The following is a 23,499-nucleotide window of genomic DNA, read 5'->3' on the forward strand; positions in this document are numbered from 1 at the left end:
CTCATTGGTAGCCTTGGGTGATACGGGCGCCCTTGCGACGGCGGCGGGATTTCACCGACACCGGGCCCTTGTTGAGTTCGCGGCTGGCGAAGTAAGCCAGCGCCACAGCGACGGCGGCGTCACCGTGACGCTTGCCTTTGTCTGCGCCGGTGGTGCGCGAGTCGGGAATGCGCGGCACGCCCTTGATGATCTGCACCGCCCGCAGGTCGGCGAGTACGTCGGCGTCCTGCGGCAGATCGACGAGCGTGCCGTCCTCGAGCGCGGCCTTCACCGGCGCCATGTGCTCGCGATACCAGGACTCCGACAACATCACCTGCTGGATGCGGCTGGCGCCGTAGCGCTGCATGGCGACCTCGGCTAGAAACTGGCCATTGCCGCGGGCGTCGAACGCGCCGCCGGTGAAACGCGGTAGGCGATCGAGCAGGTAGAACGCCACCTGTTCCTGCTGACGGAACGGCACATTGCGCAGCTCGATAATGAAGGGCACGCGCCGCACCAGGTTCTGCGTCTGTATCAGCGGCACGTGCACGCTCAGGTCGCCGGAGCGACCGAAGTCCTCGCCGTTGAAGCTGATCGCATCGGCCGGCAAGGCGGCGAGCAGTGGCGCCAGTTCGGCTTCCAGCCAGTCGCGGCACTCGGCGGTGCGGATATGGTCGGGCAGCAGCTCGAAGCCTTCCTTGCACACCCAGCGCAGCACCGGCGTATCGGCCGACATGCGTGATTCGATCAGCGCGCGACTCAACCACGCGCCGCCGCTGTTCTTCGGCACGCAGTCGAGTTCTTCTTCGGCGTCGTCGCCGTAGAAGTCTCGGATTTCCTTGGCCCAGACCGCTTCACCGTCGGCGGTCCATTCGATGCCGCGGCGCAGGCAGATACGGCGATACAGCCCGTCGGCCAGCGCGTCGTCGAAGGTGACGCGGTGCAAGCTGTACGGCTTCTTGCCCGAGCGCGAATCGGTGACCAGCTCGTTGAAGGCGTTGTCGACGCCGTCGTGCGTCGAGATGATGTGAACCTGACCGCCCCACATCAGTAGAGCCATGGCGGCCTTGAGCAGCTCGGCCAGGTTCTCGTGGAACGCCGCCTCGTCGATGATCACGCGGCCTTGCTTGCCGCGCAGGTTGGACGGCCGCGACGACAGCGCGGTGATCCGGAAGCCCGAGGCAAAGCGGATCACGAACGAGAGGATGGCCTTCTCGTCGTCGCCATCCTTGAAGACCTCTTCGGTCTGCTCGATCTCGCCGGCGGCCAGGCTGTAGTGCTTGGCCCAGTCGGCGCAATCGCGGATGAACTCCTGCGCCATGTCCTTGTTGTAACCGATGTACCAGACGTCCATGCCGCGCTGGCTCGCGGCCAGTAGCGCCGAGTCCGCGGCTTCGCCCCAGGACAAACCGATCCGACGCGACTTCTCCATTAACTTGACCGGCGTCTCATCAGCGCACCAGCGCTGCTGGTAAGGCAGCAGCACGGTCGGCGCGCGATCGAGGCGGGACTCGGCGACGGTCATGCGACGATCCCGAGAATCTGTTTGCGGATGACGTTGGCCGCGTCGTCCGAGAGGCCGCCGGTTTTGACGACCTTCTCGACGGCATCGGCAGCGGCCTGCGCGCGCGCCTGCAGCTCCAGACGGAATTTCTTCTGGTTCACGCTGGCCCGCGCCAAAGTGGCGATGTTCTTGGCCGCATCGGACAAAAGGCCGATGCGCTCGGCCGGGGTGAGTTTCTCGTCGCTGGCGTCCTGCAGGTTGATGAGGCTGTCGAACAGTTCGGTCTGCACCAGGGCAATGACCGCTTCTGACCGGGCGTCCTGATCGTCGGCCGCGCCCTCGGTCAGCATGCGCGCGGCTTCTGTCGACGCTTTGATCGCGGCAAAGCGCCGCTCGATCTTCTGGCCGTAGCGGTGAATGGCGCTCTTGCTGATGGCGTAGCCGCGATCGTGGAGCATCTCCTCCAGCGCCTGGTAGCCGCTGAAGTTGCTGTCGGCCAGTGCGCGCTCCAGCCAGCGGCGCACGTCTTCCGGCAGACCGTCGATGCTGGATTGGCGACCCATCAGCCTTCCGCCCAATACTTCGCCGGCCGGGCAATGCCCGGCTCGCAGGTGATCGTGTATTCAGCGATGTCGACGCCGTAGCGGGTCAGGTTCGCGAACCACGGGCCGGAAGGCGTCTTGTTCAATTCGACCAAGTCACGATCAGCCAGATAGTCCAGCTCGCGGCGGACTTCCAGCGCGGTCGCATCCGGGTAAATGGCATGCATCACCTCAAGCAGGAACTGCTCGCTGCTGGTGTACGGCCGGGCCTTGTTCAGCGTGTTGATCAGGTTCCAGCGCATCGACTCGCGCCGCACCTTGGTGATGTCAGCCATGGTTCACCCCCTTCATTTGAACGACTTCGAGTTTGTTGTAGAGCGCATCGAGCTTGGCCTCGATCACGCTTTGGCCGCGCACATAGTCTTCGCGGCGCACGTACTGCAGCGGCAGCTCGGCCTTGAAGTGCAGGAAGTCGCGCTCCAGCGCGGACAAGCCCTGCGCTTCCTGCTGCATCTGGTTCATCAGCGTGGCGAGCCGCGCATCCCAGTGCTGGGCCGCTGCAGCACGGGCGGCTTCCATCGAGTCGAACCGCTCCTCAAGGCGGCGATCGACCTGCGCCAGCAGCACCTTGCCCGCCGCGAACAGGAAGCCGAAGAACCCCAACAGCAGCGAGACCAGCGCCCAGAAATCAACCTGGATCATCATGTCGGCCCCCTCGCACCAAACTGGCGCCGCAGGGCTTCGAAGCGCTGCTGGCAATCAATGCAGCGGGTGCAGCCCGCTACCTTGATCCGGCGTTGTTCGGGGATGGACTCGCCGCAATCCGCACAGCCGAGCCGGCTTGCACCGGCTGGCTGGGTACGCGCGGCGGCGATGGCCAGGTCCCTCTGGTGTTGCTCCAGATCACTGGCGCGGTCGAATACGTCGGTCATTGCAGGCCGGCTCCCTGATGCAGCTGGATATAGGCGTCTACTCGGGCTTCGAGCCGCTGGCACCACTCGCCGTAGTCGGCGGCGTGGGCGAGAAGGTCTGCCGGTGGTAGCCCTTGGTCGGCGCTGGCGGCTTGGCTGGCTTGATCAGCATCTCCGGCGTCGGCTGCGGCCCCTGTATCAGCACTGGCTGCGGCGTAACCGAGATGGGCGCGGTAGACGCGCAGGCTGTCAGGGCCGAGGCCAGTAAAGCGAGGGCCATCTTGCTGAACGGCACGATCGATCTGCGCATAGAGCAGCTCCTTGGTTTTGGCCAGCGCGGCCTGGGTGTTGAGCAACTGCAAGCCGACGCGATGCGCCTCAGAGGCGTAGAACTGCTGCGTCACCAACGCCTTGCCCAGCGTGTCGGTCGCGGCTTCAGCGGCGACCCTGAGCACATTCGCATGGTCGGCGTCCTGCCTGGCCAGCCTGGCCTCGTAGACCCGCGTGGTTTTGCTGGTGCCGGCGCTGTAACCCATCCAGCCGGCAAGGCCGATTGACAGGGCGATGGCGCCGATACGTACTGCGTGACCAGCGGCAACGCGATAGAGATCAAGCACGGCGAGCCCTCCGACGATTGCGGGATTTGCGCGCGGTACGCTGGATAGCAGCCGCACCGCTCGGGCGCCGGCTCGGCGCTGGATAACCCGACACCGAATAGCGCGGCGACGGCATCCAGTTGGTCAGCGCCATGAAGAAGTGCGTCAGGATGCTGCGCATGTCAGCCCCCCGAAGAAGCCACCAGTTAAGAGCAGGCAAAGAACAATTCCGGTTGCAACCAACGAACTCCAGAAGCTGTGCCGCCCGCTTTTGGGTTGACCATGGCGGTTAAGCTCCATGCCAAGCCCAAACACCAGAAGAAACAAGTAGATGTATTGAGGCCAGCCCATATCAGCTCTCCTGATCCGCAGCGCGCTTGCCGCGCAAGGCTTCAATCAGGCGCAGTGCCGCGACGTAGCCGCCGACGAGGCCGAGGTAGACCAGCCAGGTGTCGACCGACAGCGTGTCCTTCACGCCCTGGTAAACAAACATGCCGGTGCTGGCCGCGCAGGCCACATTGGCCCAGAGCTTGGTGTGTGAGAGGCGGCCGGTATCCGCGTTGGAGATGAGTTCGAGCACGCGCATCAGGACACCTTTCGTTGCGCGGGCTGCGCGTTCAATCGCAAGGCGAAATGCGGGAACTCGCGGAACGGTGCGCCGGGGCGGCCATACCAGTTCAGCCCCAGCTCCATGCCGATCCGGCCAGCGACCAGCCACGACGTGTGTTTGTCGTCCCACATCGGCTTGCCGTTGACCAGCGGCACGATGTCGAACGCACGCGCAGCCGGCTTGCCGTTCAGCGTGGCGTTGTGCTCGGACTGGCCGCCGCGGGCATTGGTGACGCGCGGGCCGTGCACGCCGCGCCCCTGGGCGTACAGCGCGTCCTGCTCGGCGTTCGAGCGGTAGGTGCAGGTAATCAGGATATCCAGCCCGGCGGCCTCGCAGCGCCGCAGAAACTCGCGGCAGATCGGCTGCAAATCCGGGTGAAGGTCTTCGATCTTGCGGCTAGGCATGGCGCCCTCCAGACGTGAACATGCCGCCATATTCGGCGGCATGTTCGGGGAGGGCTTTTAATGAGGTTTAAGGCAGGCTCTGACTTAGATCACATAGATATTGGAATAGCTGCACCGAATAGCTACACACAAAAATCAAGGCTGGTTTCGTCAAGGCTAAATACACAATGTGAGCCATGAGAACGCCTACAACAACTACGGCATCGACAGCTCGAAATGCAACCCGCTGAGTACGCAACCTATGCTTCAAGGCGGTAAAGGTGCCGGAAACAATGTCCTTGATTGCAGCATAATCGGTTTCGATTTTTTTCCATTTGCGATCAATTTCTTCTTCGATCGCATTAAGGGTATGAAGTTGGTTACGTAGAACCAGCCACGTCAAAATCGCAAAGACCCAAACCCCGACGAGAACCGCAGAGTTAACCCACAAAGTGGCGTCAACGGCTGACGTCGGCTTAAGCTGCGTTGCCACAATAATCGTGGCAACAGGAATGCCTAAAATCTGGTTTTGCACATCAGCGAATGTTTTGTGGATTTTTGCCAGTTCTTCAAGCTTTGCAACTTCCATCTGGTTGACGATTTTCTCATACGAAAAATCGGCCACAAACAGGCGATATCCTTCGTCGAAACGCTTGAGCAGCTCTGCAACGTGTTCAAGCAGAAAAGCAAAGCGGTTTCGTAGCGTTATCGGAGAACAGATCGCTCGAATCTCCTTCGCTAGAATCGACAGTTTTTGCTCGCGATGAGTATCCAGTCCAAAGCGGCTTAAAAGCTCCTCGACCTTACGAACATCGAGCTCTGTTAAGTGCTTAACCGAGTAGCTCACCGGTATGGTCAACTTTCCGCCATCGACCAGTACTAGCTCTTGAGCGTCTTTATCAAGATACGCAGCACACTCGCCGAATAGCTCGATCAGCTTCAGCACTATTTGATAACGCGCTACTAGCTCGGGAGGATCGGCATCACCCGATGCCCATACCTCATCTAAGAGGAAGAACCTCTGGGCTCGTATGCGACCTGTCCGGAAGTTGAGCACATCCTCCAAAGATTGCGCAAAACATCCCAACCCAACCCTAGGATCCTCTACATGGAAATGGATGGTGTCGCCAACGTTGATCTTGGAGGCATCAAGGCCGCTATAAGCGAGCCCGAACTCTCGCGGGTCATCGAAAAGTTTTATGAGAAGCGTCAGCTGTTCAGTGGTGGCGACAGTCAGTGTGCCTGCACGAGCGCAGGCCTCGAACTGGGTCGCTCGATACACTGATACCAGCTGTTCAAATTTCTCCTTGCTCATCATTGAGCTCTTCAATCAACTCTTGGCGTAAGTGGTCAGGGATGCTCGACAGGACGATCGTGTCGCGGTTTCGGTCATACTTTAGGTGGCCCGAACGGATCGCCTTTCTGTCGAAAGTTAGCTTCCAGTAGTCGGACTTGCCTTCGAACTTTATCAGTCGTCTGGTTGCGCGTCGATCAGGTACGAACCCGTCGGATAGCGAAAGCTCGTCGCTGATCAGCGTGCTGCGGAGCAGTTCTGGCTCTTCTGGCCACAGCCGATTGATCAGTGCCTCAAGACTGACCGGAGTGCCATCCTTGCGTAACTGCTCCAGATACCCATGTGCATCCTCGAACAAGCTGTCCTTGGCCTCAGTAGACAGCCCCTGCGTTTCGGCGAATGTTTCCAGCCCCCGCACCAGCTTTTGGGTTTCCTTCAGCGCTTCCAAAACGTCGTTGCAACCAAGGAACAGTTTGAAATACTCGGCTACATCGCTGCGACCTTTTAAAAATCCGATATAGCGTTCTTTGTCAGCTCGCCATGCCGTCAAACTTATTCGGCCAGCAACGCGTAGTTGGCTCATATCAAGGTGAATGCTGGCCGCTACCGCAAGTTGCTCAGTGATCGCGGCACCGACCACGTCGGTAACCATCGCGACAAGTAAATATTCAGTGTTGTCGTTCGTGATCGTCGTAAAGAGGACGTAGCCTCCACTTGCCAAAAGTTCTTGTGATGCGCGATTTGCAAGGTGCTGCATCATGCGCTGCGTCATCTCGACGAAGCTGAGTTCATCATCTGCGTAGTGCTGCCGCACATATTTTACGGTCGGGTATTCATCTTCGCTTTCCTCGAAACGACCATACCCTTTTCCAAGCCGACTGCTATACAGCTTATGTAGTTGTTCGACCAAGCGCTGAATAGTCTCGTCAATTGGCAAAGGGTCATCTCGAAGCTCTACGGTTGCTTCTCGTTTGTGCTGCTCTTTCTTGAGTTTATGCACGATGAAATTTTCTACTTGCAATTCCTTCTCCCTTGCGATTTGGTATTTTTAAAAATTTGTGAATGCAGTAGCTTGTAGTTTTTCGAATGTCTTGCGATCCGTTTTGGCTAGCATCTTCCGGCCCTCGGTGAAGGTCGCGGCAAGGAGGATCGAAGCCGGTTTTTTGTCTACGGCCCCGAGTAGTCCGCCGATGACCAGGCCGGCTACGCCGAACATGGCGCCACCGGCTAAGCCGAGCCCAGCGGCTCCGGCCATTCGGCTGGCCGCCTCTTCGCTGATTTGCTCAACAGTCAACAGCTCTTCACTCGGTTTAACGGTGATCGCCGCCGGGAATCCCTGCTTGGGCTTCTTCGGGAACACCAGTAATCCCCAGCCAAACTCCGCCCGGCCGGGCGGGAAATCACCTGCCAAAACCTCGACTGCTGCCATTGCGTTTCCTCTTGGCGTTAGAACAGTTCTTTCTGGATATTGATCACTGGCAACTCCGGCTCAGGAGTAGTCGGCCGAGGCCGTTTGCGGGATTGCGCTTTGGGCTTAACCGGCGGCGGCTTGACGGCCTGCCAGTACGGCAGTGCCAGCTTTTCCGGACGCACGCACTCAAGATCGGCAGCACCGTCGTTAGCGACGATGCTGCCAACGGTATATGGCTTGCCGTCGAACTCGCACACCGACAACCGGGCCTCGGCAGCCTGCGCCGCATTGGTGGCGGTGTACGCCTGATAACCAAAATAGGCCGTGGCCAATACCGCGACGACAGCGATGCCCGCGGCGAGCAACAAACCTCGGCGGCTACGCGCCAGGCGGGCCGTGGTGGTGCTGCAGGTCTGGCACAAGGGGCGCAGCGGCTTGGCCAAGCGCAACTGCTCCGCTTGGCGTTGTGCTTCGGTCAGTTGCTCTTGGTATTGCTTCGCTTGGTGCCTTACTTCCGCCAGTTGCTGCAGATATTGCTGCTCGTGCGCTGTGCTCAACTTGAGCTGTGCGGATAAGGCGGTGACTTGTTGCACAACCTTGGTCATCGCACCCGCGTTTTCGTCCAGCTCGGCACTTTGCTGAGTTCTATTGTGCTGCAGCTCTGCAACTTCGTTCCAGGCATCTAGCAGCTTGTTGACCGCATCCCGCTGCTCAAGCCGAAGCTCGTTGATACCGGCGTTGAACAACGTCTTGAGGCGAGAGCGGATCTCGACCAAGGCCTCGTTAGTGATCGCCGACAGGCGCTCCACCTTCAGGTGAATTTCCCGTTTCTCCGCCGCATTCAACTCCCGGCCTTTGTCTTCGCCGTAGTAGTTGTTGATGTCGCCGGCAGCCGCCTGATCAATCTGAGCCCCGCCAAAACTGACCGTTTTGCCTTCATCCCCGTCTTGCGTCACTTCTTCTTTCCGTTTTTGTTGACGATGTCTCCCGCCGAAGCTTGGCCGATCTGGGCATTGCCATAGTCGACCGTGTAACGCGGTCCTTTGGTGGGGGCTGTCGGTGCCGAGCCTGCCTTGAGGCCTGCAACTGCCGAGGCTTTGACGGCCAGTGGCGCCGCCCGGAACAGTCCTAGCAGTTCCTGCTCATCCTCTGTGAGTGCTGCAGTCGAGCGAACTCCGGTAACGACGTACTGAATGTCAGCACCAACTTTGGCGATAGCTGCCAGATATCCGGCCTTCGGCTGCGTTAAGTCTTTCTCATAGTCGATCTGGCTCTTCTTGGTCGTTTCCGCCAAGCCAGCAAACGCTGGCTGAGCAAATCCCAAGCGCTCTCGCTCTTCCCGTAGGCGTGCCCCGATGGTCACAAAAAAATCTCCACATACGCTTGACTGGTAACTATTTAGTTACCATAATCAATTCACACCGTCCCACCACGAACGGCAACTTAATCGGCACTACTTCCAGCGCCGCTGCCCCTTCAACAGGAGCCCCAACATGAAACTGCGCACCCCGGACGAAGCGCGCGCGGCGCTTGAAGCCCAAGGCATTTCGATCACCCAGTGGGCGATCGCCAACAAATACTCACCGAACCTCGTGTTCGAGGTGCTCGGCGGCCGCAAGAAGTGCGTCCGTGGCCAATCTCACGAGATCGCCATCAAGCTCGGCATCAAGGAAGGCGAAATCTGCGCCGACCCGGCCCGCGCCCTGGAGCGCCGCGAAGGAACCGAGCGCCGCATCGCCGAACGTCGCGCTGCCTGAGCCCGTCATGAAGCTCGATCACTTTGACCTCCCGATTCTCGGCGGCAACGTCCAACCCACTCCACTGGACAGCGCAAAACAGCTACGCGCAACGATGACACGCGACAACGGCAAGGTGCTGATTTCTCTCAGTGAGGCTATGGCCATGCTCCAAGCTGCTCAGCAATCCGGTACAGCTTCTTCCGGGCTTCCAGTTGCTCCAAAGGCTCGTAGTCGTCGGCTTGGCCTGTCTGCGCAGCTGCCGCATCGAATCGCGCCGCGACGTCCTTCCATCTCGGCGCCAAGCTCGCGGCGATTTCTGGTTGCGCTTTCAACAGCGGCGGTAGCAAGTCGCACAGCACCACGAACAGGCCATTGGCCCAATCGTCAACGCGGTCGATTTCCGCGCGTAGCTGTTCAACCTGCAGCTCCAGCGCTGCGTGGCGTTGCTCCCAATCCTGCGCTTGCGACATGGTCTTTTTCCTTACGCGAATCATATGCCGTCACTATCGCAAGCTGCAACGGTCTTGCACAGGGCGAAAAAACTTATTTATTTGGAATGCCAGTAAAACCGGGGTTCCAGCCATGAAGCGCAGCTGGAACAGGTTCGTCGCCGCCGACTCCACGTCAGCCATTCGTGGCTGCCTCGGCTATGCCAGAGACCACAGAAACCTTTCAGTCGAGGGCGTGGCTGATCTTGCTGGTTTCAGCCACCACGACCTCTACAAGTACGCCAGCAATGGCCGCATGCCAGCAATCCTGATCCCTCCGTTCGAACACGCGTGCGGTGCGCACTTTCTCAGCGATTGGTTGGCACTGAAGGCGGGCCGGTTGGTGATTTCGGTTCCGCTCGGCCGCTCCACCAGCGCAAAAGACATCAATGCACTGCAGACGGTACTGAACGACGCAGTCGGCCAGATCCTGGCCTTCGCTGCCGGCAACACGGATGAGCATCAGGCACTGTCGGCGATTCACGCGGCAATGGCCGGCTTGGCCTGGCATCGCGTCAACATCGAAAAACACAGCCAGCCCGAACTGGCGCTGGGAGCGGACGAATGAGCGAAACCAGCAAGCCGGCGCAATCGGTCCGCCGCGCCTTTCGTTTGGTGTGGGTGCTGCAGGGCCACAGCTTTGAGGGGCTGCGCCTGAAACAGGTGGCCGATGCCTTGCAGGTCAGTTCGCCGATGGCGCTGCGCGATCTGCAGGTGCTGGCCGAGGAAGGTTTGGCCGAGCGCGTACCGGGCCGCGAGGACTGCTGGCGACTGACGCCCAAGCTGGTGCAGCTTGCCTGCGCCCATCAGGAAGAAATGCGGCGCCTGAAGGCTGCCGTTGATGAATTCACCCAGCGCTATACGCGCCAACCCCGCTAAGAGGAAAAGCCCATGGCTCGCAAACCGCTCACCATCGTAGAGGCAGTCGGCCCCGATTTCATCGGCGGTACGCTGCCGGACGACACCGCCAGGGAAATCGTTGTCCGTGAGGCAATGGATCAACAGGACAGCCGCGTCCGTGCCGTTGCGGTGCAGCTGGGTTACCAGTTGCCCGCCGATTGCATCGACCCCGATCTGATCCAGCGCGATATCGCCGCCAATATGCGCCGCAGCGTCGAAGCCTGCCTGGAAGTGGGCCGAGGGCTGGCCGTGCTCAAGGCCGCTTGCGAGCACGGGCAGTTCACTGCCAGATTGGAGGTATTGGGTATTGAACATACCGTCGCTATTCGATTCATGCAGGCGGCGATGAAGTTTTCAAAAGCTGCGACGTCGCAGCTTTTGACGAAGGCTATCGGCAATCAATCCAAGCTGTTCGAAATGCTGGTGCTCGACGACGAGCAGATCGAGGAACTCGAACTCACCGGATCGACCGGCGAGCTCACGCTCGACGACGTCGCCACCATGAGCGTGAAGGAGCTGCGCGCCAAACTGCGCGAGGCCCGCGACAGCCTGACTGACAAAGACCGCGTGCTTGAAGCGCGCAACAGCAAGATCGACGAGCTCGACGAGAAGCTGGTGCGTACCACGCGGCAGGTGCAGGCGCTGAGCCCGGCCGAGATCGGTGAACAGATTCGCACCGAAGCGACGGCCATGATGTCCCGGGCGGAAACCGAGCTACGCGCGCTCAAGCCGGCGTTCGATGCCTTGCAGCAGCACAGTACCGATCACGGCAGCGCGCACGCCGACTTCATGGCCGGTTTGGTGGCACAGCTGCAGTTCGCGTTGAACCAGCTGCGCGGCGAGTTTGATATCGCCGATGCGCCCAGCGGCGACGCCACGCCGGCGTGGCTGCGCGAAGGCGCGGAAGAAGAGGCGCTGGCTGCCATTCGCCAAGCAGGTCAGTCGATGGGCATGAGCTTCGACGCCAACGGCTTGCCGGTCGCCGGCACCGCGCAAGGGGCCTGAGATGAGTGCCGCGCTCAATGAACGGTTGTACGCGGTGGCCCGTGCCGCCGCTACCGCGGGGCACGGCCGGAAGACCGCCATTTACCGGGCGGCCTGCGCCGAACTCGGCATCAGCCTGGCCACGCTGCACAAGAAGCTGGCCGAACTGACGGTGCGCGCACCACGCAAGCGCCGCGCCGATGCCGGCGAAACCAGTCTGACGCGTGACGAGGCGGTGACGATCTCGACGCTGCTGATGGAGTCCACCCGCAAGAACGGCAAGCGCCTGTATGCCATTGGCGATGCGATTGATGCGCTACGCGCGAACGAGATGATTCGCGCCGAGTTCATCGACCAAGATACCGGTGAAGTTCGACCGCTGTCGGAAAGCACCATCAGCCGGGCGCTGCGCGGTTATGGCTTGCACCCGGATCAGCTGTCTGCCCCGGCGCCGGTGACCGAACTGGCTAGCCTGCACCCGAATCACGTCTGGCAGATCGATGCCAGCCTGTGCGTGCTCTATTACTTGATGCCGTCGGCGTCGATCAAGGTTCGCGACACCGGCCTGCAGATCATGGCGCACGATCAGTTCTACAAGAACAAGCCGAAGAACGTGGCACGCATCGCCGCGGACCGGGTTTGGTCTTACGAGATCACCGATCATGCGAGCGGCTGGATTTACGTCGAGTACGTGATGGGCGCTGAAAGTGGCGAGAACCTGTGCTCGGTGCTGATCAATGCAATGCAGGCGCGCTTGGGTGCCGACCTGCTGCATGGTGTACCGCGCATCCTGATGCTGGACGCCGGCTCGGCCAACACGGCGGCGATGACCCGCAACCTGTGCAAGGCGCTGGGTATCGAGCTGATCGTGCACAAGGTCGGCAACGCGCGCGCCACCGGCCAGGTGGAAAAGGCCCGCGACATCATCGAGCGCAAGTTCGAGCCGGGCCTGAAGTTTCGCCGTGTCGCCAATCTGGCGGAGTTGAACGCACTGGCAAGGGAGTGGCGAGCCATGTTCAACACGACCGAGAAACACCGCCGCCACGGAAAGACGCGCAATCAGGTCTGGATGACGATTCTGGCCAGCCAGCTGATCAAGGCGCCGTCGATCGAGGTTTGTCGGGAACTGGCGGTTGCCTCGCCCGAAAGCCGCAAGGTCACGCCGAAGCTGCGCGTTTCGTTCCAAGGGCGCGAATACGACGTGTCGACCGTGCCGGGCGTGATGGTCGGCGAAAAGCTGATGGTTACCCGCAACCCGTGGCGCAGCGACGCCGCCCAGGTCGTGTTGACCAACGCGGATGGTCACGAGGTGTTCCATGTCGTGCCCGAGGTCATCAAGTCGGAATTCGGCTTTGCTGAGAGCGCAGCGGTCATCGGCCAGAGCTATCGCGCCCACGCAGACACGCCGGCGCAGCTTGCGGCCAAGGAAGTCGAGCAGCTCGCCACCGGGGCTACTACGCCCGCCGAAGCCGAAGCGGCGCGCAAAGCCAAGGCGCTGCCGTTCGGTGGCCGGTTCAATCCCTACAAGCACGTCGAGGATGCGCAGCTGCCGACCTACCTGCCGCGCCGTGGCACCGAGCACGGGCTGACACCGCCGAAGGTCGAGCTGCCGCCGCTCAACGTGTTCGAGCTGGCCAAGCTGCTGAAGCCGCGCCTAGGCGATGCCTGGACGACCGAAAGCTACGCCTGGCTGGAAAAGCAATACCCGCAGGGTGCGCAGGAAGACGCGCTCGACGACATCGAACAGGCCATGCGCCGCCCGGCACTGAGCATCGTGCGCTCGGCCGCTTAGGAGAAGGACATGCTCAAGCTCAAACAGCTGTTGACCCAAGCCGGCCGCAGGCAAACCGAACTGGCCGCGCACCTCAAGCTCAGCGCCGCCACCGTGGCACAACTGGTCAATCACGGTCACTGGCCCAAGTCACTGGATCGCGACGCATTGGCCGATTCGATCCTGGCGTACTTGCGTGAGGCCGGCCTCATGGCGACTGATTTGCAAGACGCATTTGAAGAGTGGACACCGGCACGCGCCAACGTGCCGGCATCCGATCCCCAGCCCCAAGAAGCAGCAATCGACCAAGAACCGGAGGCCCCGATGTTACTGCGAAAGCAAGTCCTGCAACCACAAACCCGCCGCCATTTCGGCCTGACTCGCGATCCGTTCGACGATGTGCGCGGTAGCGACGAGGTCTATGCCTCCGCCGATGTGCGGTATGTGCGAGAGTCGATGTTCCAAATCGCTCGCCACGGCGGCTTTATGGCCATCGTCGGCGAGTCAGGCGCGGGCAAGTCGACGCTGCGCAAAGACCTGATCACCCGCACCCAGTCCCAGGACTTGCCGGTCATCGTGATCCAGCCGCATGTGCTTGGGATGGAGGACAACGACATCAAGGGCAAGACGCTCAAGAGCAACCACATTGCCGAGTCGATCATGGCGGCCGTGGCACCGCTGGTGGCTCCCAAATCGAGTCCGGAGGCGCGTTTCAATCAGGTCTTCAATGTGCTGCGCGATTCGGCCCGCGCGGGCCACAGTCACGTGCTGATCATTGAAGAGGCACACAGCCTGCCGATCCCGACGCTGAAACACCTGAAGCGGTTTTTTGAACTGGAGGATGGCTTTAAGAAACTGCTCGGCATCGTATTGATCGGCCAGTCCGAACTGGCGATGAAGCTGGACGAGCGTAATCCGCACGTGCGCGAGGTGGTCCAGCGCTGCGAGATGGTGACACTGCAACCGCTGGGCGAGCATCTGAAACCCTACCTGGCCGCACGTTTCGAGCGCGCCGGCCGAGCGCTCGACGAGGTGGTGGATGACGCCGCGTTGAAGGCGCTGACCGCAAAACTGTCCGGCCAGGACAAGCGCGGCCAGACGGCCTACTCGGTGCTGTACCCGCTGGCCGTGCACAACGTGCTGACCGCGGCGCTGAACGCGGCTGCCGAATTCGGTGTCCCACGGGTCACCGCCGACGTCGTTGCGGAGGTGTGAGCGATGGGCCTGTATGAACACGCCCTGGTGCAGGCCAAGCGCTTGCGCGACGACACCGAGCGCTGCCTCGCTGCGATCGACTGGCTGATCGCACACGGCTTCCTGCCGGTACTGCAAAACGCATCACAGAGTGTGCAGCCCTATGTGCTGATCAAGACCACGCCCAGGATCGAGCAGCTCAAGCGCCGATTTAGTGCCGAGGTCAGCGAGCGTGTCCACGACGACTGCGGCCCGCGCGTGCGCATGCAGGTCGAAATCAACGGCTGCCCGGTCTGCTGGTACGAATCGGAGGTGAATCCATGCTGAACGCAACGACGATCCACTGGCTGCCTCGCGTACTGACGCCGACGACGCAGACCCGCCTGAACCTGCAAAACCGCGTCATCCGCAAGCTGCGCACCTTGGGCGTCCGCGTGCTGCGCATCGAGTTTGATCGCCACCTGACGATTCACGTCGACCCGGCTACTGCAGGCGCGGCACGCCGGGCAGCGAAATCGCTCTGGATTGCACGCACGCCGGAGGTCGACACCGTGCACCTGACCATCGACCAGGTGCGCGTGACCTACCAGGAGCAACGCGAGCAGGTGCACGCAGTATGACTGGGACGCATGTGGCGATCGAACTGGATACGGAGACGAAGCAACAGTTGGCCGACGAAGCGGAGCGCCTGGTGCGTGCTGGCATGGATCGACAGAAGGCACGCCGGGCGGTGTGGGACGACTACCAGGCGGCACAGGCCGGCAGGCCGGAGCAGCGAGTATCTCGCCCGCTTGAAACGCCGGTGCCCGAGCCACCGAGGTCTGCCAAGGCGGAGCCGGGCAACGACAAATTTTTCACGCCAGAGCGCCTGCAGAAGAACAGGACTGCGCTGGCGAAATTGAAACAACAGATTGGATTGAGGAACACGCAATGAACGCGATCCCCGAGGGATACATGAAGGATGGCAAAGGCCGTCTGGTGCCGGTCGACATCATCAAGCCGATCGATTTGTCGCGAGACGAGTTCGTCGCCGAGACCTACGCCAAGGCGATGGCGATCCAGGATGAGCTGGCTCGCTTCAAAGCCGAGTTGTTTGCGGACATCGAGGCATTCGTCGCGATGTCGGCCGAGCGATACGGCGCCGACGTGGGCGGCGAGAAAGGCAACGTGGCGCTGACCAGTTTCGATGGCAATACCCGCGTGGTGCGCGCCATCAGCGATACGCTGGCCTTCGACGAAGGGTTGCTCGCGGCCAAAACACTGATCGACGAGTGCGTGCACCAATGGACCGAGGACGCCCGGCCGGAAGTGAAGGCGCTGATTGCCGATGCGTTCCAGACCGACAAGGCTGGCAACATCTCGACAGGCCGCGTGCTGGGTCTGCGACGCCTCGATATCGTCGATGAAAAGTGGCAGCGCGCCATGCGGGCGCTGTCCGACTCGTTGCGCGTCCAGTGCTCGAAAGCCTACGTGCGGATTGAGCGTCGCAATGCTGGCACCGGCAAGTTCGAAGCCGTCCGGCTTGATTTGGCGGGGGTGTGAGATGGCCAAGCTGACCAATCTGTTTGAGTGGGGCATGACCACCGTCGTGGACCTGTTCAAAGAGGCCGAGGAGGCCGAAGGAAATCAGCTTGAGATGGTGGAGATGGAGCTGAAGAACGGTCGTACCGTTGCCATCGCCTTGATCTCTGGCCCTTATGCCCACGACATGACCCAAATGATGCGCGATGCAAAAAGCCGCGCGGGCTGAAACCGGAGGTGCCATGGCACTGATCACCGTCGTCATTGAAGACACGCCTTCTGGTGGCATCAGCGTGTACAGCAATTTCAAGCCACCGCTGGCGCACTTGCCTACACCGGCTCAACTGCTCGCGATGAGCATCCTGAGCCGACCCGATAACGAACCCAAGCAATCCCGACCCAACCACCAAGGAGAAATCGCATGACCAAGAAAGAACTGCTGGAAGCGATCCACCGTATTGCCGAACTCGAATGCCCCGGCCTGAGCAAAAAAGCCGTTGAAGTCACGCTCAAGGCGCTTGGTGACGTGTCAACTGCGACGCTCAAAGGCGGTGGCGAAGTCGTGCTGCCTGAGCTGGGCAAGCTGGCCGTGAAGCATCGCAACGCCCGCATGGGGCGCAATCCAAGCACCGGCGAGTCGATCGAGATTCCGGCCAAATCGGCGCTCAAGTTCACTCCGGCCAAGGTGCTGAAAGACGCGCTGGCGTAGTTCTGCGAAACCGCCGTAAGGCGGTCTGCCGGGCGTGGTGGTCCGGTACTGATGAGCAGCCCACGATGACACAAGAAAAGTACAGCAACCGTCAGCGCCTGATCCGGCTGATCCATGTCGCCAAGCGCGATTTGTCGATGGACGACGAGACCTATCGGTTGATGCTGAAGAACGAGACCGGCCTCAGTTCAACCAGCAACCTGAGCGAGTCGCAGCTCGACCGCGTTGTCGGGGCGCTGAAGAAAAAAGGCTTCAAGGTGAAGCCGAAGAAACCGCAAAGCCGGCCGCTGGCCGAAGACGCCCAGTCGCGCATGATGCGCGGCCTCTGGCTGGAGCTGCACCAGCTCGGCTATGTGGGCAATCCGTCTGAGGCAGCGCTGGCGGCCTATTGCAAGCGCATCACTCGCGTCGACGCGCTGCAGTGGCTCAACGGTGAGCAGACGCTGGCCATGATCGAGAGCCTGAAGAAGTGGCGCGATCGCGATGCGCTGGCGATCGCCGAGCGTTGCGGCTTTGGCGGACTGCAGTACGAGCAGCTCGAGGCGGTATCAAAGCTGTGCGCCAAGGTGACCGGCTTGCCGGATCGCTCCAAGGCAAACCTGGCCGCGGTGAAACAGTGGCTGGATGAACGCAAACAAGCACACAGGGAGGCTTGCGCATGAAAGGCAACGAGATGAGGAGCAAGGGGCCGGAGCTGCTGGTCGATTTGGCCCTGCATACCGCCGCGGCGCTGGTCGAGTTGGCTGGCGTCGAGGGTGCACGAGCTGAGCAGCTCGGCCGCGAGGTCGCGGATCGTATGGCGGGTCATTGGGGCGGACAGAACATCTACTTCCCGATGGGTCTGTCGTATAAGCTGTCCCAGCGCGATCGCAGCATCTATGACAAGTTCAATGGCACCAACCAGAGTGATTTGGCCCGAGAGTTCGGCGTGTCGCTGCAGTGGGTGTACAAGATCATCAAAGCTGTTCGTGCGGAGGAAATGGCACGACGCCAAGGCGGGTTGTTTGAGAACGAAGAGGACGAGGATTGAGGGATGGGGCGAACTGCCGTTATCTATACGTTGCCAGCACATCTAAGGCAGACCTTGGCACAGAAGATTATAGAGAATGGCTACGGCAACTATGTATTTCTATCCGAGTGGTTGCGAGATGAGGGCTACACCGTATCGAAGTCCTCTTTGCATCGCTTTGGCCAAGAGTTGAAGACCAACAAGATGGAAAGCATCGCTGATGAGTTCTTTCGTAGCGCAGTCGATAGTCAGGCGCTGGTCGAGTTGCGAATGAGGTGCCTTGAATCAGCGGCCATCACCAACCCAGATGATGCAGTTCAGGTGGCAAAACGTTATCTCAACTGGGTTCTGTCTGGAGGTTGACTGGGTTTCACTGGCTGCAAACTCTTTGCACGAAGGATTCCATCCTTTACCAGTGAGTCCCAGCGCTTCCCATATTTATCTCACCCCTGTACTGGGATTTATCTCGCACCCCATCAGGCTGTGCATTTCGCGCAGAGGTTTGCTGCGCATCAGCCCCCTCACCCTCAGTCATCCAGGTTTTCGGTAGCAGGTGGCTTGAGCGAGTCGAGCCCGATGTCTCCGCTTTGGGGTGGCTGGCCGGCCAGAACGGAGAGGTGTACTGGTTGGGCACATGGCAAAAAAAAATCCCCAACGCGTGCGCTGGGGAAGGGGGACAGGAGGCCGCATGGCAGAGCGACACTCCGATTTCCAGTCTAATGCTGCATTGCAGCAAATCAATCCGTACGGCTGACGGCCTGCTGAACGGTAGGGCGCCGACGGTGCAAGCGGTAGATCCTTGCGGTGAATATGCCCGCGGCAAAAGGCCGGACGGGCTTCGATGCTAAAATCGGAGCCAGACTCCGGCCGGCCCGGCTCGCCGCGCAGCAGCGCGATGCCGGCCCGGCCCACACAAGCCACTGAAAAAAGGATTTGCTATGGTCGATCAGAACAACCTGATCTGGCTGGACATGGAAATGACCGGTCTCGATCCGCAGAACGACAAGATCATCGAACTGGCGATCGTGATTACCGACAGCCAGCTCAACACCGTCGCCGAATCGCCGGCGTGGGCGGTGCATCAGCCGGATGCCGTGCTCGACGCGATGGATGATTGGAACAAGTCGACCCATGGCCGCTCGGGCCTGATCGACCGGATCAAGGCGTCGACCCTGAGCGTCGAGGCCGTCGAGGCCGAGGCGCTGGCGTTCATCCAGCAATACGTACCGCAGCGCACCAGCCCGATGTGCGGCAATTCGATTTGTCAGGACCGGCGCTTCATGGCGCGCTGGATGCCCAAGCTGGAAGTCTGGTTCCACTACCGCAATCTGGATGTGTCGACGCTGAAGGAGCTGTGCAAGCGCTGGCAGCCGGATGTGCATCGCCAGTTCAAGAAGAAGGCCCGTCACGAGGCGCTGGCCGACATCTACGAATCGATCGACGAAATGAAGTTCTACCGCGAGCATTTCCTGAAGGCGCCGGTGTCGCCGCTGCTGGTCGATTGAGCTTGAGGACGCGATGAACGCCCCCATCTTGAATACCGAGGCGCTGGCGGTCGAACTGGGCCGGCTGTTGCTGGCGCGCGGCCACAGCGTGACCACGGCCGAATCGTGCACCGGCGGCTTGATTGCCGGCGCGATCACCGATGTCGCCGGCTCGAGCAACTGGTTCAACCGTGGTTTCATCACCTATAGCAATAGCGCCAAAGTCGACATGCTCGACGTGCCGCCGGCCTTCATCCAGGGCCTCGGCGCGGTGAGCGAGCCGGTGGTTGCGACGATGGTGCAGGGGGCGATGGCCGCGGCGAGCGCCGAATGGGGCATTGCGGTGTCCGGCATTGCCGGCCCCGGTGGCGGCAGCGACGACAAGCCGGTCGGCACCGTCTGGTTCGGCTTGGGCACGCCAGCCGGCATCGTCACCGAACGCCGCGTATTCGAGGGCGATCGCGCCGCGGTGCGCCGGCAGACCGTCGCGCATGGTCTTGATCGGCTGGTGCAGCTGATCAAGGAAATCCGATGACCGCCATCGTCGTCCGCCAACAGCCTGTCGCGCCTGCGCGGCGCGCGCAACCGATCAAGGAAAGCCGGTGACTACCGTCGTCGTCGTCAGAAAGAACAATCAGGTCGCCATTGCGGCCGACAGCCAGTCCACCTTTGGCGATACCGCGCTGGGCGCGGGTTTTGACGCCCAGTGGAACAAGATCTTCAAATCGCATGGCAGTTATTTCTCGATCTCCGGCAGCGCCGCGCACGATCTGGTGATCCAGGCTGCACTGAAAAAATCGAAGACGCTGGATTTTTCCAGTCGGGTGGCGATTTTCGAGAGCTTCCGCAAGCTGCATCCGAAGCTCAAGGAAGACTTCTTCCTCAAGCCCGACGAGGAAGAGGACGATCCGTACGAATCGAGCCAGCTGACGGCGCTGATCGCCAACAAGCACGGCATTTTCGGCGTCTACAGCCTGCGCGAAGTCTACGAATATGCACGCTTCTGGGCGATCGGCAGCGGCCACGATTACGCGCTGGGCGCGATGCAGGCGGTGTATGACCGCGACGATCTGAGCGCACTGGATATCGCCCGCATCGGCGTCGAAGTCGGCTGCACCTTCGACATCAGCTCCAGCCTGCCGATGACCGAATATGTGATTGAGCTCGGTCAGGACGACTGAGCCAGCTTGGGAAACATCATGAACGGCGCCGATCCGACCAACCCGCATCCGATGGCAGGTTTTCCGCAGGTGTGCTTCATCAAGAACACCGTGCGTAATCCGAACATCATCGTGGGCGATTACAGTTATTACGATGACCCGGAAGATGCCGAGAACTTCGAGCGCAACGTCCTGTATCACTTTCCGTTCATTGGCGACAAGCTGATCATCGGCAGGTTTTGCGCGATAGCGCGCGGGGCGAAATTCATCATGAATGGCGCCAACCACAAGCTCTCGGGTGTTTCGACTTACCCTTTCTATATTTTCGGCAATGGCTGGGAAACAGTCATGCCCAAGCCGGGCGAGCTGCCGTACAAAGGCGATACCGTCATCGGCAATGATGTCTGGATCGGCTACGAAGCGCTGATCATGCCGGGCGTGAAGATCGGCAATGGCGCGATTGTTTCGTCCCGTTCCGTGGTGGTGGCCGATGTGCCGCCGTATACCATCGTTGGCGGCAATCCGGCCAAGCCTATTAAACAGCGCTTCGATCCGGGGATCGTGGCACGCCTGGAAGCGCTGGCGTGGTGGGATTGGCCTGCCGAGAAAATCACCCGGCATCTGCCGCTGATTGTTTCGGGCGATACCGAGGCATTGCTGCGTGTTGCCGCTGACTGATATTGACTCGATCGCTGTGGCCAGATGCCACGCCGATCATTCTGACGGATAGGCTTATGTATATCGGCAATCTGGCCACTTGGCCGCAGCAACGCGCCATTCTGCCCGACGCGGTCAACCGTGCGCTTGATGCGCTCGCGCAGCAGGATCTGGCCGCCATGCCGGCCGGCCGTTATGAAATCGACGGTGATCGCTTGTTCTTCATGATTCAGGAAATGATCACCCAGCCCTTCGAAGCCGGCCGCCCGGAAGCGCATCGTCGCTATGCCGACATCCAGCTGCTGCTGAATGGCGAGGAAGGCTATGGCATCGCGCCACCGGATCCCGCTTTGCCGGTGCTCGATGATTTTTTCGACAGCCGCGACATCGGCTTTTACGCCACGCCGCTGAACGAGCAGCGCATCAACCTGCAGCCCGGCGATTTCGTCGTGTTCTACCCGGGCGAATTGCACCGGCCCGGCCGCTGCGTGGCCGAATCGATGCCGATCCGCAAGGTGGTGGTCAAGATCGACCGCGCCTTGCTCGGGCTTTGACCTGACCGATGCAATCCTGCCGGCCGCGTCGTGCTTGCCTACAACTTGAACGTCGTGACTGAAGGGAATCCCTGTGGGACGCTTCGGCCCTTCAAAGCGCGCCGTGCCCACACCGCTGTGCCAGATTTTGTCAGTCATTTTTTTGAATTGAGAGCCCGGCCCTGACCGGCAGAGAACCATGACCCAAGACACGCTTGAACGTTTCCTTTTCGACGATGCGCCGGTGCGCGGCGAGATCGTCAAGCTCGACGCCAGCTACCGCGAAGTCCTCGCCCGTCACGATTACCCGCCGGTGCTGGCGCGTTTCATCGGCGAACTGATGGCTGCCGGCACGCTGCTGTCGGCGACGCTGAAGTTCGAAGGCACGCTGGTGATGCAGCTGCACGGCACCGGCGCCGTCCGCTTGCTGGTGGTCGAAGTGACCAGCGACAACACCATCCGCGCGATGGCGCGCTGGGAAGGCGACATTCCCGATGTGTCGCTGGCCGAACTGCTCGGTCAGGACCGCCGCTTCATGCTGACGCTCGACCCGGATGAAGGCGAAGCCTATCAGGGCATCGTCGGCCTCGAGCCGGATCAGAGCGTCGCCGACATCATCGAACACTATATGAAGCATTCAGAGCAGCTCGATACCCGGCTGTGGCTGGCGTGCGGCGACGGCCTCGCCGCCGGGCTGATGGTGCAGAAGATGCCCGCCGGCCACGGCGACCCGGAAGCGTGGGAGCGCATCGGCATGCTGGCACAGACGATCACGCCGGCAGAAATGCTCGAACTGCCGGTGCGTGATGTGCTGTACCGGCTGTTCAACGAAGAGCAGGTCCGCGTGTTCGACCCGGCCACGCCGCGCTTCGCCTGCACCTGTTCGCGCGAGCGCGTCGGCGGCATGCTCGAAATGGTCGGCCGCGAAGAAGTCGACCACGTGCTGGCCGAAAAGGGCTCGGTCGACGTCACCTGCGAATTCTGCGGCAAGGGTTACCACTTCGATCTGGTCGATATCGAACAGCTGTTTGCCGGTCATGGCACTAGGCCGGTCGGTGATCAGTTGCACTAAAGCAAAGAAGCCCCGGTTTGCCGGGGTTTTTTTTGGGGGCATCTCGCGTTATCGCAGATTGCTTTTTAATTTTGTAATGCATTTGACATTATTTTGACGCCAGTCTTTGTGATTTCTTGCTTAAGTTTTGGATATTATTTACATTGTCGCTGTTGGTTCGAATTGATTGCTTTGTGTTCACTCGAAAATAAACAGGGATGATGTATGCAAGTTCTAATTACATTGGTGGTCGCCGTAAGCGCGGTCTGGGTCTATCTTGATGCGACCAAGCATAAAATCGGCAAGCGGCCTGGCGCGTCCGGCTTGCTTAATCTTTCCGCAGGCGGGTGGGCGGCTTCGACTCTGTTTCTATGGATCATTGGCTTCCCAGCCTATCTGATCAAGCGCAAGTCATTAATTGCACTGGCATCTGATATGCCGGTAACGGTTTCCCGGCGCGGTGTCAAAACGGGTGTTCTGGCGGCGATTGGTGGTTTGTGGGTGTTGGCGGCGCTTGCTGCCGAAGTACCCGCAACGGCGCAAACCGCTGGTGATGCTCAGGCTGCGGTTGCGGAATCGGGCGAGACAGCACCGGCCGAGGTCGAAAAGGTCGCGTCGGTCCAGCCTGAGGCGGCAAAGCCAAAACATAACTGGCTGGTCGAGAGCGATGGGAAGTATGGCTATGGGTCGGCAGTTAGCAAGAATCAGGCCGCCGATGGTCAAGTAGCAGGTGACGTAAATATGTTCCGCTATGTTGGCAAGCAAGGCGATAAATATCAAATTGTGGATATTGGTACGTCTGAGAATGAGGGTGCCACTGTTGTTCTGGAGTGTACTTATCCGTGTACACTTGGGAAGGTAATGGGGTTTAACCCTGGTTCGATAGGGCAGCCTGCGCTTCAGACTGAATATACTCAAATCAGCGAAGCTACAGTAGCCTCCAATATTTTTGAAGATGCGGCTAATGGGGCATTGACGATACGTATGACGATGGACTCCAAGGGCCAGCAGAAACACATTTGGTTCGATGAAAAGAAAGGCATGCAGTTGCTCTCTGAATAAACAGGGG

38 protein-coding genes and 1 other RNA gene are annotated in these 23,499 nt (G+C 60.4%); 24 read left to right on the forward strand and 15 right to left on the reverse strand.

What is annotated here, in order from left to right; all coding sequences use genetic code 11:
• Nucleotide 1: 1 nt before the first annotated feature.
• The 14 genes from R0382_RS12175 to R0382_RS12240 all read right to left on the reverse strand — a co-directional run bounded on the left by R0382_RS12175 (nucleotide 2) and on the right by R0382_RS12240 (nucleotide 8,554).
• Nucleotides 2-1,504, reverse strand: a complete 1,503-nt coding sequence (locus R0382_RS12175) for a terminase large subunit domain-containing protein (RefSeq protein ID WP_432719859.1) — start codon at nucleotides 1,502-1,504, stop codon at nucleotides 2-4.
• Nucleotides 1,501-2,046: a DUF3486 family protein gene (locus tag R0382_RS12180; RefSeq protein WP_432719860.1), complete on the reverse strand. Its 546-nt coding sequence runs from the start codon at nucleotides 2,044-2,046 to the stop codon at nucleotides 1,501-1,503. Before R0382_RS12180 ends, R0382_RS12175 begins: the two co-directional genes overlap by 4 nt.
• Nucleotides 2,046-2,360, reverse strand: a complete 315-nt coding sequence (locus tag R0382_RS12185; RefSeq protein ID WP_432719861.1) for a hypothetical protein — start codon at nucleotides 2,358-2,360, stop codon at nucleotides 2,046-2,048. Before R0382_RS12185 ends, R0382_RS12180 begins: the two co-directional genes overlap by 1 nt.
• Complete coding sequence (locus R0382_RS12190; protein WP_432719862.1) at nucleotides 2,353-2,730, reverse strand: hypothetical protein; 378 nt, start codon at nucleotides 2,728-2,730, stop codon at nucleotides 2,353-2,355. Before R0382_RS12190 ends, R0382_RS12185 begins: the two co-directional genes overlap by 8 nt.
• Complete coding sequence (locus tag R0382_RS12195) at nucleotides 2,727-2,957, reverse strand: TraR/DksA C4-type zinc finger protein (protein ID WP_432719863.1); 231 nt, start codon at nucleotides 2,955-2,957, stop codon at nucleotides 2,727-2,729. The genes R0382_RS12190 and R0382_RS12195 overlap by 4 nt, the downstream gene beginning before the upstream one ends.
• Nucleotides 2,954-3,553, reverse strand: a complete 600-nt coding sequence (locus R0382_RS12200; RefSeq protein WP_432719864.1) for a hypothetical protein — start codon at nucleotides 3,551-3,553, stop codon at nucleotides 2,954-2,956. Before R0382_RS12200 ends, R0382_RS12195 begins: the two co-directional genes overlap by 4 nt.
• The gene (locus R0382_RS12205; RefSeq protein ID WP_432719865.1) at nucleotides 3,546-3,713 is read right to left on the reverse strand and encodes a hypothetical protein; all 168 of its coding nucleotides are present in this window, start codon (nucleotides 3,711-3,713) and stop codon (nucleotides 3,546-3,548) included. Before R0382_RS12205 ends, R0382_RS12200 begins: the two co-directional genes overlap by 8 nt.
• 171 nt (nucleotides 3,714-3,884) lie before the next feature.
• On the reverse strand, nucleotides 3,885-4,118 hold the full coding sequence (locus R0382_RS12210; protein WP_432719866.1) for a hypothetical protein: 234 nt from the start codon (nucleotides 4,116-4,118) through the stop codon (nucleotides 3,885-3,887).
• Nucleotides 4,118-4,546, reverse strand: coding sequence for a M15 family metallopeptidase (locus tag R0382_RS12215; protein ID WP_432719867.1), 429 nt, complete (start codon nucleotides 4,544-4,546; stop codon nucleotides 4,118-4,120). The genes R0382_RS12210 and R0382_RS12215 overlap by 1 nt, the downstream gene beginning before the upstream one ends.
• A gap of 67 nt (nucleotides 4,547-4,613) precedes the next feature.
• A complete protein-coding gene (locus tag R0382_RS12220) occupies nucleotides 4,614-5,840 on the reverse strand; it encodes a hypothetical protein (RefSeq protein ID WP_432719868.1) in 1,227 nt (408 codons plus the stop codon).
• Nucleotides 5,821-6,840: a nucleoid-associated protein gene (locus tag R0382_RS12225; protein ID WP_432719869.1), complete on the reverse strand. Its 1,020-nt coding sequence runs from the start codon at nucleotides 6,838-6,840 to the stop codon at nucleotides 5,821-5,823. Before R0382_RS12225 ends, R0382_RS12220 begins: the two co-directional genes overlap by 20 nt.
• 27 nt (nucleotides 6,841-6,867) lie before the next feature.
• Nucleotides 6,868-7,248 (reverse strand): hypothetical protein, encoded by a 381-nt coding sequence (locus R0382_RS12230; RefSeq protein WP_432719870.1) that lies wholly within the window; start codon nucleotides 7,246-7,248, stop codon nucleotides 6,868-6,870.
• A 17-nt stretch (nucleotides 7,249-7,265) separates the two neighbouring features.
• Nucleotides 7,266-8,186, reverse strand: a complete 921-nt coding sequence (locus tag R0382_RS12235; RefSeq protein WP_432719871.1) for a hypothetical protein — start codon at nucleotides 8,184-8,186, stop codon at nucleotides 7,266-7,268.
• Nucleotides 8,183-8,554 (reverse strand): hypothetical protein, encoded by a 372-nt coding sequence (locus R0382_RS12240; RefSeq protein WP_432719872.1) that lies wholly within the window; start codon nucleotides 8,552-8,554, stop codon nucleotides 8,183-8,185. Before R0382_RS12240 ends, R0382_RS12235 begins: the two co-directional genes overlap by 4 nt.
• Nucleotides 8,555-8,723: 169 nt before the next feature.
• Between R0382_RS12240 and R0382_RS12245 the strand changes: the two genes are divergently transcribed.
• Nucleotides 8,724-8,987, forward strand: a complete 264-nt coding sequence (locus R0382_RS12245; protein WP_432719873.1) for a DNA-binding protein — start codon at nucleotides 8,724-8,726, stop codon at nucleotides 8,985-8,987.
• 137 nt (nucleotides 8,988-9,124) lie between these two features.
• Here the strand turns inward: R0382_RS12245 and R0382_RS12250 are convergent, their stop codons facing one another.
• A complete protein-coding gene (locus tag R0382_RS12250; RefSeq protein WP_432719874.1) occupies nucleotides 9,125-9,439 on the reverse strand; it encodes a hypothetical protein in 315 nt (104 codons plus the stop codon).
• Nucleotides 9,440-9,551: 112 nt separating this feature from the next.
• Between R0382_RS12250 and R0382_RS12255 the strand changes: the two genes are divergently transcribed.
• The 23 genes from R0382_RS12255 to R0382_RS12365 all read left to right on the forward strand — a co-directional run bounded on the left by R0382_RS12255 (nucleotide 9,552) and on the right by R0382_RS12365 (nucleotide 23,492).
• Entirely contained in the window at nucleotides 9,552-10,025 is a 474-nt protein-coding gene (locus tag R0382_RS12255) for a hypothetical protein (RefSeq protein ID WP_432719876.1), read from the forward strand.
• Entirely contained in the window at nucleotides 10,022-10,336 is a 315-nt protein-coding gene (locus R0382_RS12260; RefSeq protein ID WP_432719877.1) for a helix-turn-helix domain-containing protein, read from the forward strand. Before R0382_RS12255 ends, R0382_RS12260 begins: the two co-directional genes overlap by 4 nt.
• A 12-nt stretch (nucleotides 10,337-10,348) precedes the next feature.
• Complete coding sequence (locus tag R0382_RS12265) at nucleotides 10,349-11,362, forward strand: hypothetical protein (RefSeq protein ID WP_432719878.1); 1,014 nt, start codon at nucleotides 10,349-10,351, stop codon at nucleotides 11,360-11,362.
• Between the two features lies 1 nt (nucleotide 11,363).
• Entirely contained in the window at nucleotides 11,364-13,133 is a 1,770-nt protein-coding gene (locus R0382_RS12270) for a transposase (RefSeq protein ID WP_432719879.1), read from the forward strand.
• 9 nt (nucleotides 13,134-13,142) lie between these two features.
• Entirely contained in the window at nucleotides 13,143-14,327 is a 1,185-nt protein-coding gene (locus R0382_RS12275; RefSeq protein WP_432719880.1) for an ExeA family protein, read from the forward strand.
• A gap of 3 nt (nucleotides 14,328-14,330) precedes the next feature.
• Complete coding sequence (locus R0382_RS12280; protein ID WP_432719881.1) at nucleotides 14,331-14,633, forward strand: hypothetical protein; 303 nt, start codon at nucleotides 14,331-14,333, stop codon at nucleotides 14,631-14,633.
• Nucleotides 14,627-14,926, forward strand: coding sequence for a hypothetical protein (locus tag R0382_RS12285; protein WP_432719882.1), 300 nt, complete (start codon nucleotides 14,627-14,629; stop codon nucleotides 14,924-14,926). Before R0382_RS12280 ends, R0382_RS12285 begins: the two co-directional genes overlap by 7 nt.
• A gap of 11 nt (nucleotides 14,927-14,937) precedes the next feature.
• Nucleotides 14,938-15,240: a hypothetical protein gene (locus tag R0382_RS12290; RefSeq protein WP_432719883.1), complete on the forward strand. Its 303-nt coding sequence runs from the start codon at nucleotides 14,938-14,940 to the stop codon at nucleotides 15,238-15,240.
• Nucleotides 15,237-15,848 (forward strand): DUF3164 family protein, encoded by a 612-nt coding sequence (locus tag R0382_RS12295; protein ID WP_432719884.1) that lies wholly within the window; start codon nucleotides 15,237-15,239, stop codon nucleotides 15,846-15,848. Before R0382_RS12290 ends, R0382_RS12295 begins: the two co-directional genes overlap by 4 nt.
• A 1-nt stretch (nucleotide 15,849) precedes the next feature.
• Entirely contained in the window at nucleotides 15,850-16,056 is a 207-nt protein-coding gene (locus R0382_RS12300) for a hypothetical protein (RefSeq protein ID WP_432719885.1), read from the forward strand.
• A 13-nt stretch (nucleotides 16,057-16,069) separates the two neighbouring features.
• A complete protein-coding gene (locus R0382_RS12305) occupies nucleotides 16,070-16,252 on the forward strand; it encodes a hypothetical protein (RefSeq protein ID WP_432719886.1) in 183 nt (60 codons plus the stop codon).
• Nucleotides 16,249-16,536, forward strand: a complete 288-nt coding sequence (locus R0382_RS12310) for an HU family DNA-binding protein (protein WP_432719887.1) — start codon at nucleotides 16,249-16,251, stop codon at nucleotides 16,534-16,536. Before R0382_RS12305 ends, R0382_RS12310 begins: the two co-directional genes overlap by 4 nt.
• A gap of 2 nt (nucleotides 16,537-16,538) precedes the next feature.
• An RNA gene (locus R0382_RS12315) (hammerhead ribozyme type II) lies at nucleotides 16,539-16,601 on the forward strand.
• Nucleotides 16,602-17,198: a gp16 family protein gene (locus tag R0382_RS12320; protein WP_432719888.1), complete on the forward strand. Its 597-nt coding sequence runs from the start codon at nucleotides 16,602-16,604 to the stop codon at nucleotides 17,196-17,198.
• Nucleotides 17,195-17,566, forward strand: coding sequence for a Mor transcription activator family protein (locus R0382_RS12325; protein ID WP_432719889.1), 372 nt, complete (start codon nucleotides 17,195-17,197; stop codon nucleotides 17,564-17,566). Before R0382_RS12320 ends, R0382_RS12325 begins: the two co-directional genes overlap by 4 nt.
• 3 nt (nucleotides 17,567-17,569) lie before the next feature.
• The gene (locus R0382_RS12330; RefSeq protein WP_432719890.1) at nucleotides 17,570-17,908 is read left to right on the forward strand and encodes a phage protein Gp27 family protein; all 339 of its coding nucleotides are present in this window, start codon (nucleotides 17,570-17,572) and stop codon (nucleotides 17,906-17,908) included.
• 575 nt (nucleotides 17,909-18,483) lie between these two features.
• Nucleotides 18,484-19,050 (forward strand): oligoribonuclease, encoded by a 567-nt coding sequence (orn, locus tag R0382_RS12335; RefSeq protein ID WP_432719891.1) that lies wholly within the window; start codon nucleotides 18,484-18,486, stop codon nucleotides 19,048-19,050.
• Between the two features lie 13 nt (nucleotides 19,051-19,063).
• A complete protein-coding gene (locus tag R0382_RS12340; RefSeq protein WP_432719892.1) occupies nucleotides 19,064-19,564 on the forward strand; it encodes a CinA family protein in 501 nt (166 codons plus the stop codon).
• A gap of 67 nt (nucleotides 19,565-19,631) precedes the next feature.
• Nucleotides 19,632-20,210, forward strand: coding sequence for an MFS transporter (locus R0382_RS12345; RefSeq protein ID WP_432719893.1), 579 nt, complete (start codon nucleotides 19,632-19,634; stop codon nucleotides 20,208-20,210).
• Nucleotides 20,211-20,228: 18 nt separating this feature from the next.
• On the forward strand, nucleotides 20,229-20,867 hold the full coding sequence (locus tag R0382_RS12350; RefSeq protein WP_432719894.1) for a Vat family streptogramin A O-acetyltransferase: 639 nt from the start codon (nucleotides 20,229-20,231) through the stop codon (nucleotides 20,865-20,867).
• A gap of 56 nt (nucleotides 20,868-20,923) precedes the next feature.
• A complete protein-coding gene (locus R0382_RS12355; protein ID WP_432719895.1) occupies nucleotides 20,924-21,400 on the forward strand; it encodes a YhcH/YjgK/YiaL family protein in 477 nt (158 codons plus the stop codon).
• A gap of 178 nt (nucleotides 21,401-21,578) precedes the next feature.
• Nucleotides 21,579-22,451 (forward strand): Hsp33 family molecular chaperone HslO, encoded by an 873-nt coding sequence (gene hslO / locus R0382_RS12360; RefSeq protein ID WP_432719896.1) that lies wholly within the window; start codon nucleotides 21,579-21,581, stop codon nucleotides 22,449-22,451.
• Nucleotides 22,452-22,655: 204 nt separating this feature from the next.
• On the forward strand, nucleotides 22,656-23,492 hold the full coding sequence (locus R0382_RS12365) for a hypothetical protein (RefSeq protein ID WP_432719897.1): 837 nt from the start codon (nucleotides 22,656-22,658) through the stop codon (nucleotides 23,490-23,492).
• Nucleotides 23,493-23,499: the final 7 nt, after the last annotated feature.

Source organism: Jeongeupia wiesaeckerbachi (assembly GCF_050916355.1).
GTDB lineage: Bacteria > Pseudomonadota > Gammaproteobacteria > Burkholderiales > Chitinibacteraceae > Jeongeupia > Jeongeupia wiesaeckerbachi.

Bases quoted from the DNA above. Each gene is read 5' to 3' on its own strand.
- R0382_RS12255 (WP_432719876.1), top strand. From the start codon at position 9,552: ATGAAGCGCAGCTGGAACAGGTTCGTCGCCGCCGACTCCACGTCAGCC.
- R0382_RS12185 (WP_432719861.1), bottom strand. From the start codon at position 2,360: ATGGCTGACATCACCAAGGTGCGGCGCGAGTCGATGCGCTGGAACCTG.
- R0382_RS12260 (WP_432719877.1), top strand. From the start codon at position 10,022: ATGAGCGAAACCAGCAAGCCGGCGCAATCGGTCCGCCGCGCCTTTCGT.
- R0382_RS12320 (WP_432719888.1), top strand. From the start codon at position 16,602: ATGACACAAGAAAAGTACAGCAACCGTCAGCGCCTGATCCGGCTGATC.
- R0382_RS12175 (WP_432719859.1), bottom strand. From the start codon at position 1,504: ATGACCGTCGCCGAGTCCCGCCTCGATCGCGCGCCGACCGTGCTGCTG.
- R0382_RS12190 (WP_432719862.1), bottom strand. From the start codon at position 2,730: ATGATGATCCAGGTTGATTTCTGGGCGCTGGTCTCGCTGCTGTTGGGG.
- R0382_RS12355 (WP_432719895.1), top strand. From the start codon at position 20,924: ATGTATATCGGCAATCTGGCCACTTGGCCGCAGCAACGCGCCATTCTG.
- R0382_RS12280 (WP_432719881.1), top strand. From the start codon at position 14,331: ATGGGCCTGTATGAACACGCCCTGGTGCAGGCCAAGCGCTTGCGCGAC.
- R0382_RS12305 (WP_432719886.1), top strand. From the start codon at position 16,070: ATGGCACTGATCACCGTCGTCATTGAAGACACGCCTTCTGGTGGCATC.
- R0382_RS12215 (WP_432719867.1), bottom strand. From the start codon at position 4,546: ATGCCTAGCCGCAAGATCGAAGACCTTCACCCGGATTTGCAGCCGATC.
- R0382_RS12245 (WP_432719873.1), top strand. From the start codon at position 8,724: ATGAAACTGCGCACCCCGGACGAAGCGCGCGCGGCGCTTGAAGCCCAA.
- R0382_RS12365 (WP_432719897.1), top strand. From the start codon at position 22,656: ATGCAAGTTCTAATTACATTGGTGGTCGCCGTAAGCGCGGTCTGGGTC.
- R0382_RS12195 (WP_432719863.1), bottom strand. From the start codon at position 2,957: ATGACCGACGTATTCGACCGCGCCAGTGATCTGGAGCAACACCAGAGG.
- R0382_RS12205 (WP_432719865.1), bottom strand. From the start codon at position 3,713: ATGCGCAGCATCCTGACGCACTTCTTCATGGCGCTGACCAACTGGATG.
- R0382_RS12300 (WP_432719885.1), top strand. From the start codon at position 15,850: ATGGCCAAGCTGACCAATCTGTTTGAGTGGGGCATGACCACCGTCGTG.
- R0382_RS12250 (WP_432719874.1), bottom strand. From the start codon at position 9,439: ATGTCGCAAGCGCAGGATTGGGAGCAACGCCACGCAGCGCTGGAGCTG.
- R0382_RS12330 (WP_432719890.1), top strand. From the start codon at position 17,570: ATGGGGCGAACTGCCGTTATCTATACGTTGCCAGCACATCTAAGGCAG.
- R0382_RS12325 (WP_432719889.1), top strand. From the start codon at position 17,195: ATGAAAGGCAACGAGATGAGGAGCAAGGGGCCGGAGCTGCTGGTCGAT.
- R0382_RS12350 (WP_432719894.1), top strand. From the start codon at position 20,229: ATGAACGGCGCCGATCCGACCAACCCGCATCCGATGGCAGGTTTTCCG.
- R0382_RS12230 (WP_432719870.1), bottom strand. From the start codon at position 7,248: ATGGCAGCAGTCGAGGTTTTGGCAGGTGATTTCCCGCCCGGCCGGGCG.
- orn (WP_432719891.1), top strand. From the start codon at position 18,484: ATGGTCGATCAGAACAACCTGATCTGGCTGGACATGGAAATGACCGGT.
- R0382_RS12340 (WP_432719892.1), top strand. From the start codon at position 19,064: ATGAACGCCCCCATCTTGAATACCGAGGCGCTGGCGGTCGAACTGGGC.
- R0382_RS12275 (WP_432719880.1), top strand. From the start codon at position 13,143: ATGCTCAAGCTCAAACAGCTGTTGACCCAAGCCGGCCGCAGGCAAACC.
- R0382_RS12270 (WP_432719879.1), top strand. From the start codon at position 11,364: ATGAGTGCCGCGCTCAATGAACGGTTGTACGCGGTGGCCCGTGCCGCC.
- R0382_RS12295 (WP_432719884.1), top strand. From the start codon at position 15,237: ATGAACGCGATCCCCGAGGGATACATGAAGGATGGCAAAGGCCGTCTG.
- R0382_RS12265 (WP_432719878.1), top strand. From the start codon at position 10,349: ATGGCTCGCAAACCGCTCACCATCGTAGAGGCAGTCGGCCCCGATTTC.
- R0382_RS12180 (WP_432719860.1), bottom strand. From the start codon at position 2,046: ATGGGTCGCCAATCCAGCATCGACGGTCTGCCGGAAGACGTGCGCCGC.
- R0382_RS12310 (WP_432719887.1), top strand. From the start codon at position 16,249: ATGACCAAGAAAGAACTGCTGGAAGCGATCCACCGTATTGCCGAACTC.
- R0382_RS12210 (WP_432719866.1), bottom strand. From the start codon at position 4,118: ATGCGCGTGCTCGAACTCATCTCCAACGCGGATACCGGCCGCCTCTCA.
- hslO (WP_432719896.1), top strand. From the start codon at position 21,579: ATGACCCAAGACACGCTTGAACGTTTCCTTTTCGACGATGCGCCGGTG.
- R0382_RS12285 (WP_432719882.1), top strand. From the start codon at position 14,627: ATGCTGAACGCAACGACGATCCACTGGCTGCCTCGCGTACTGACGCCG.
- R0382_RS12220 (WP_432719868.1), bottom strand. From the start codon at position 5,840: ATGAGCAAGGAGAAATTTGAACAGCTGGTATCAGTGTATCGAGCGACC.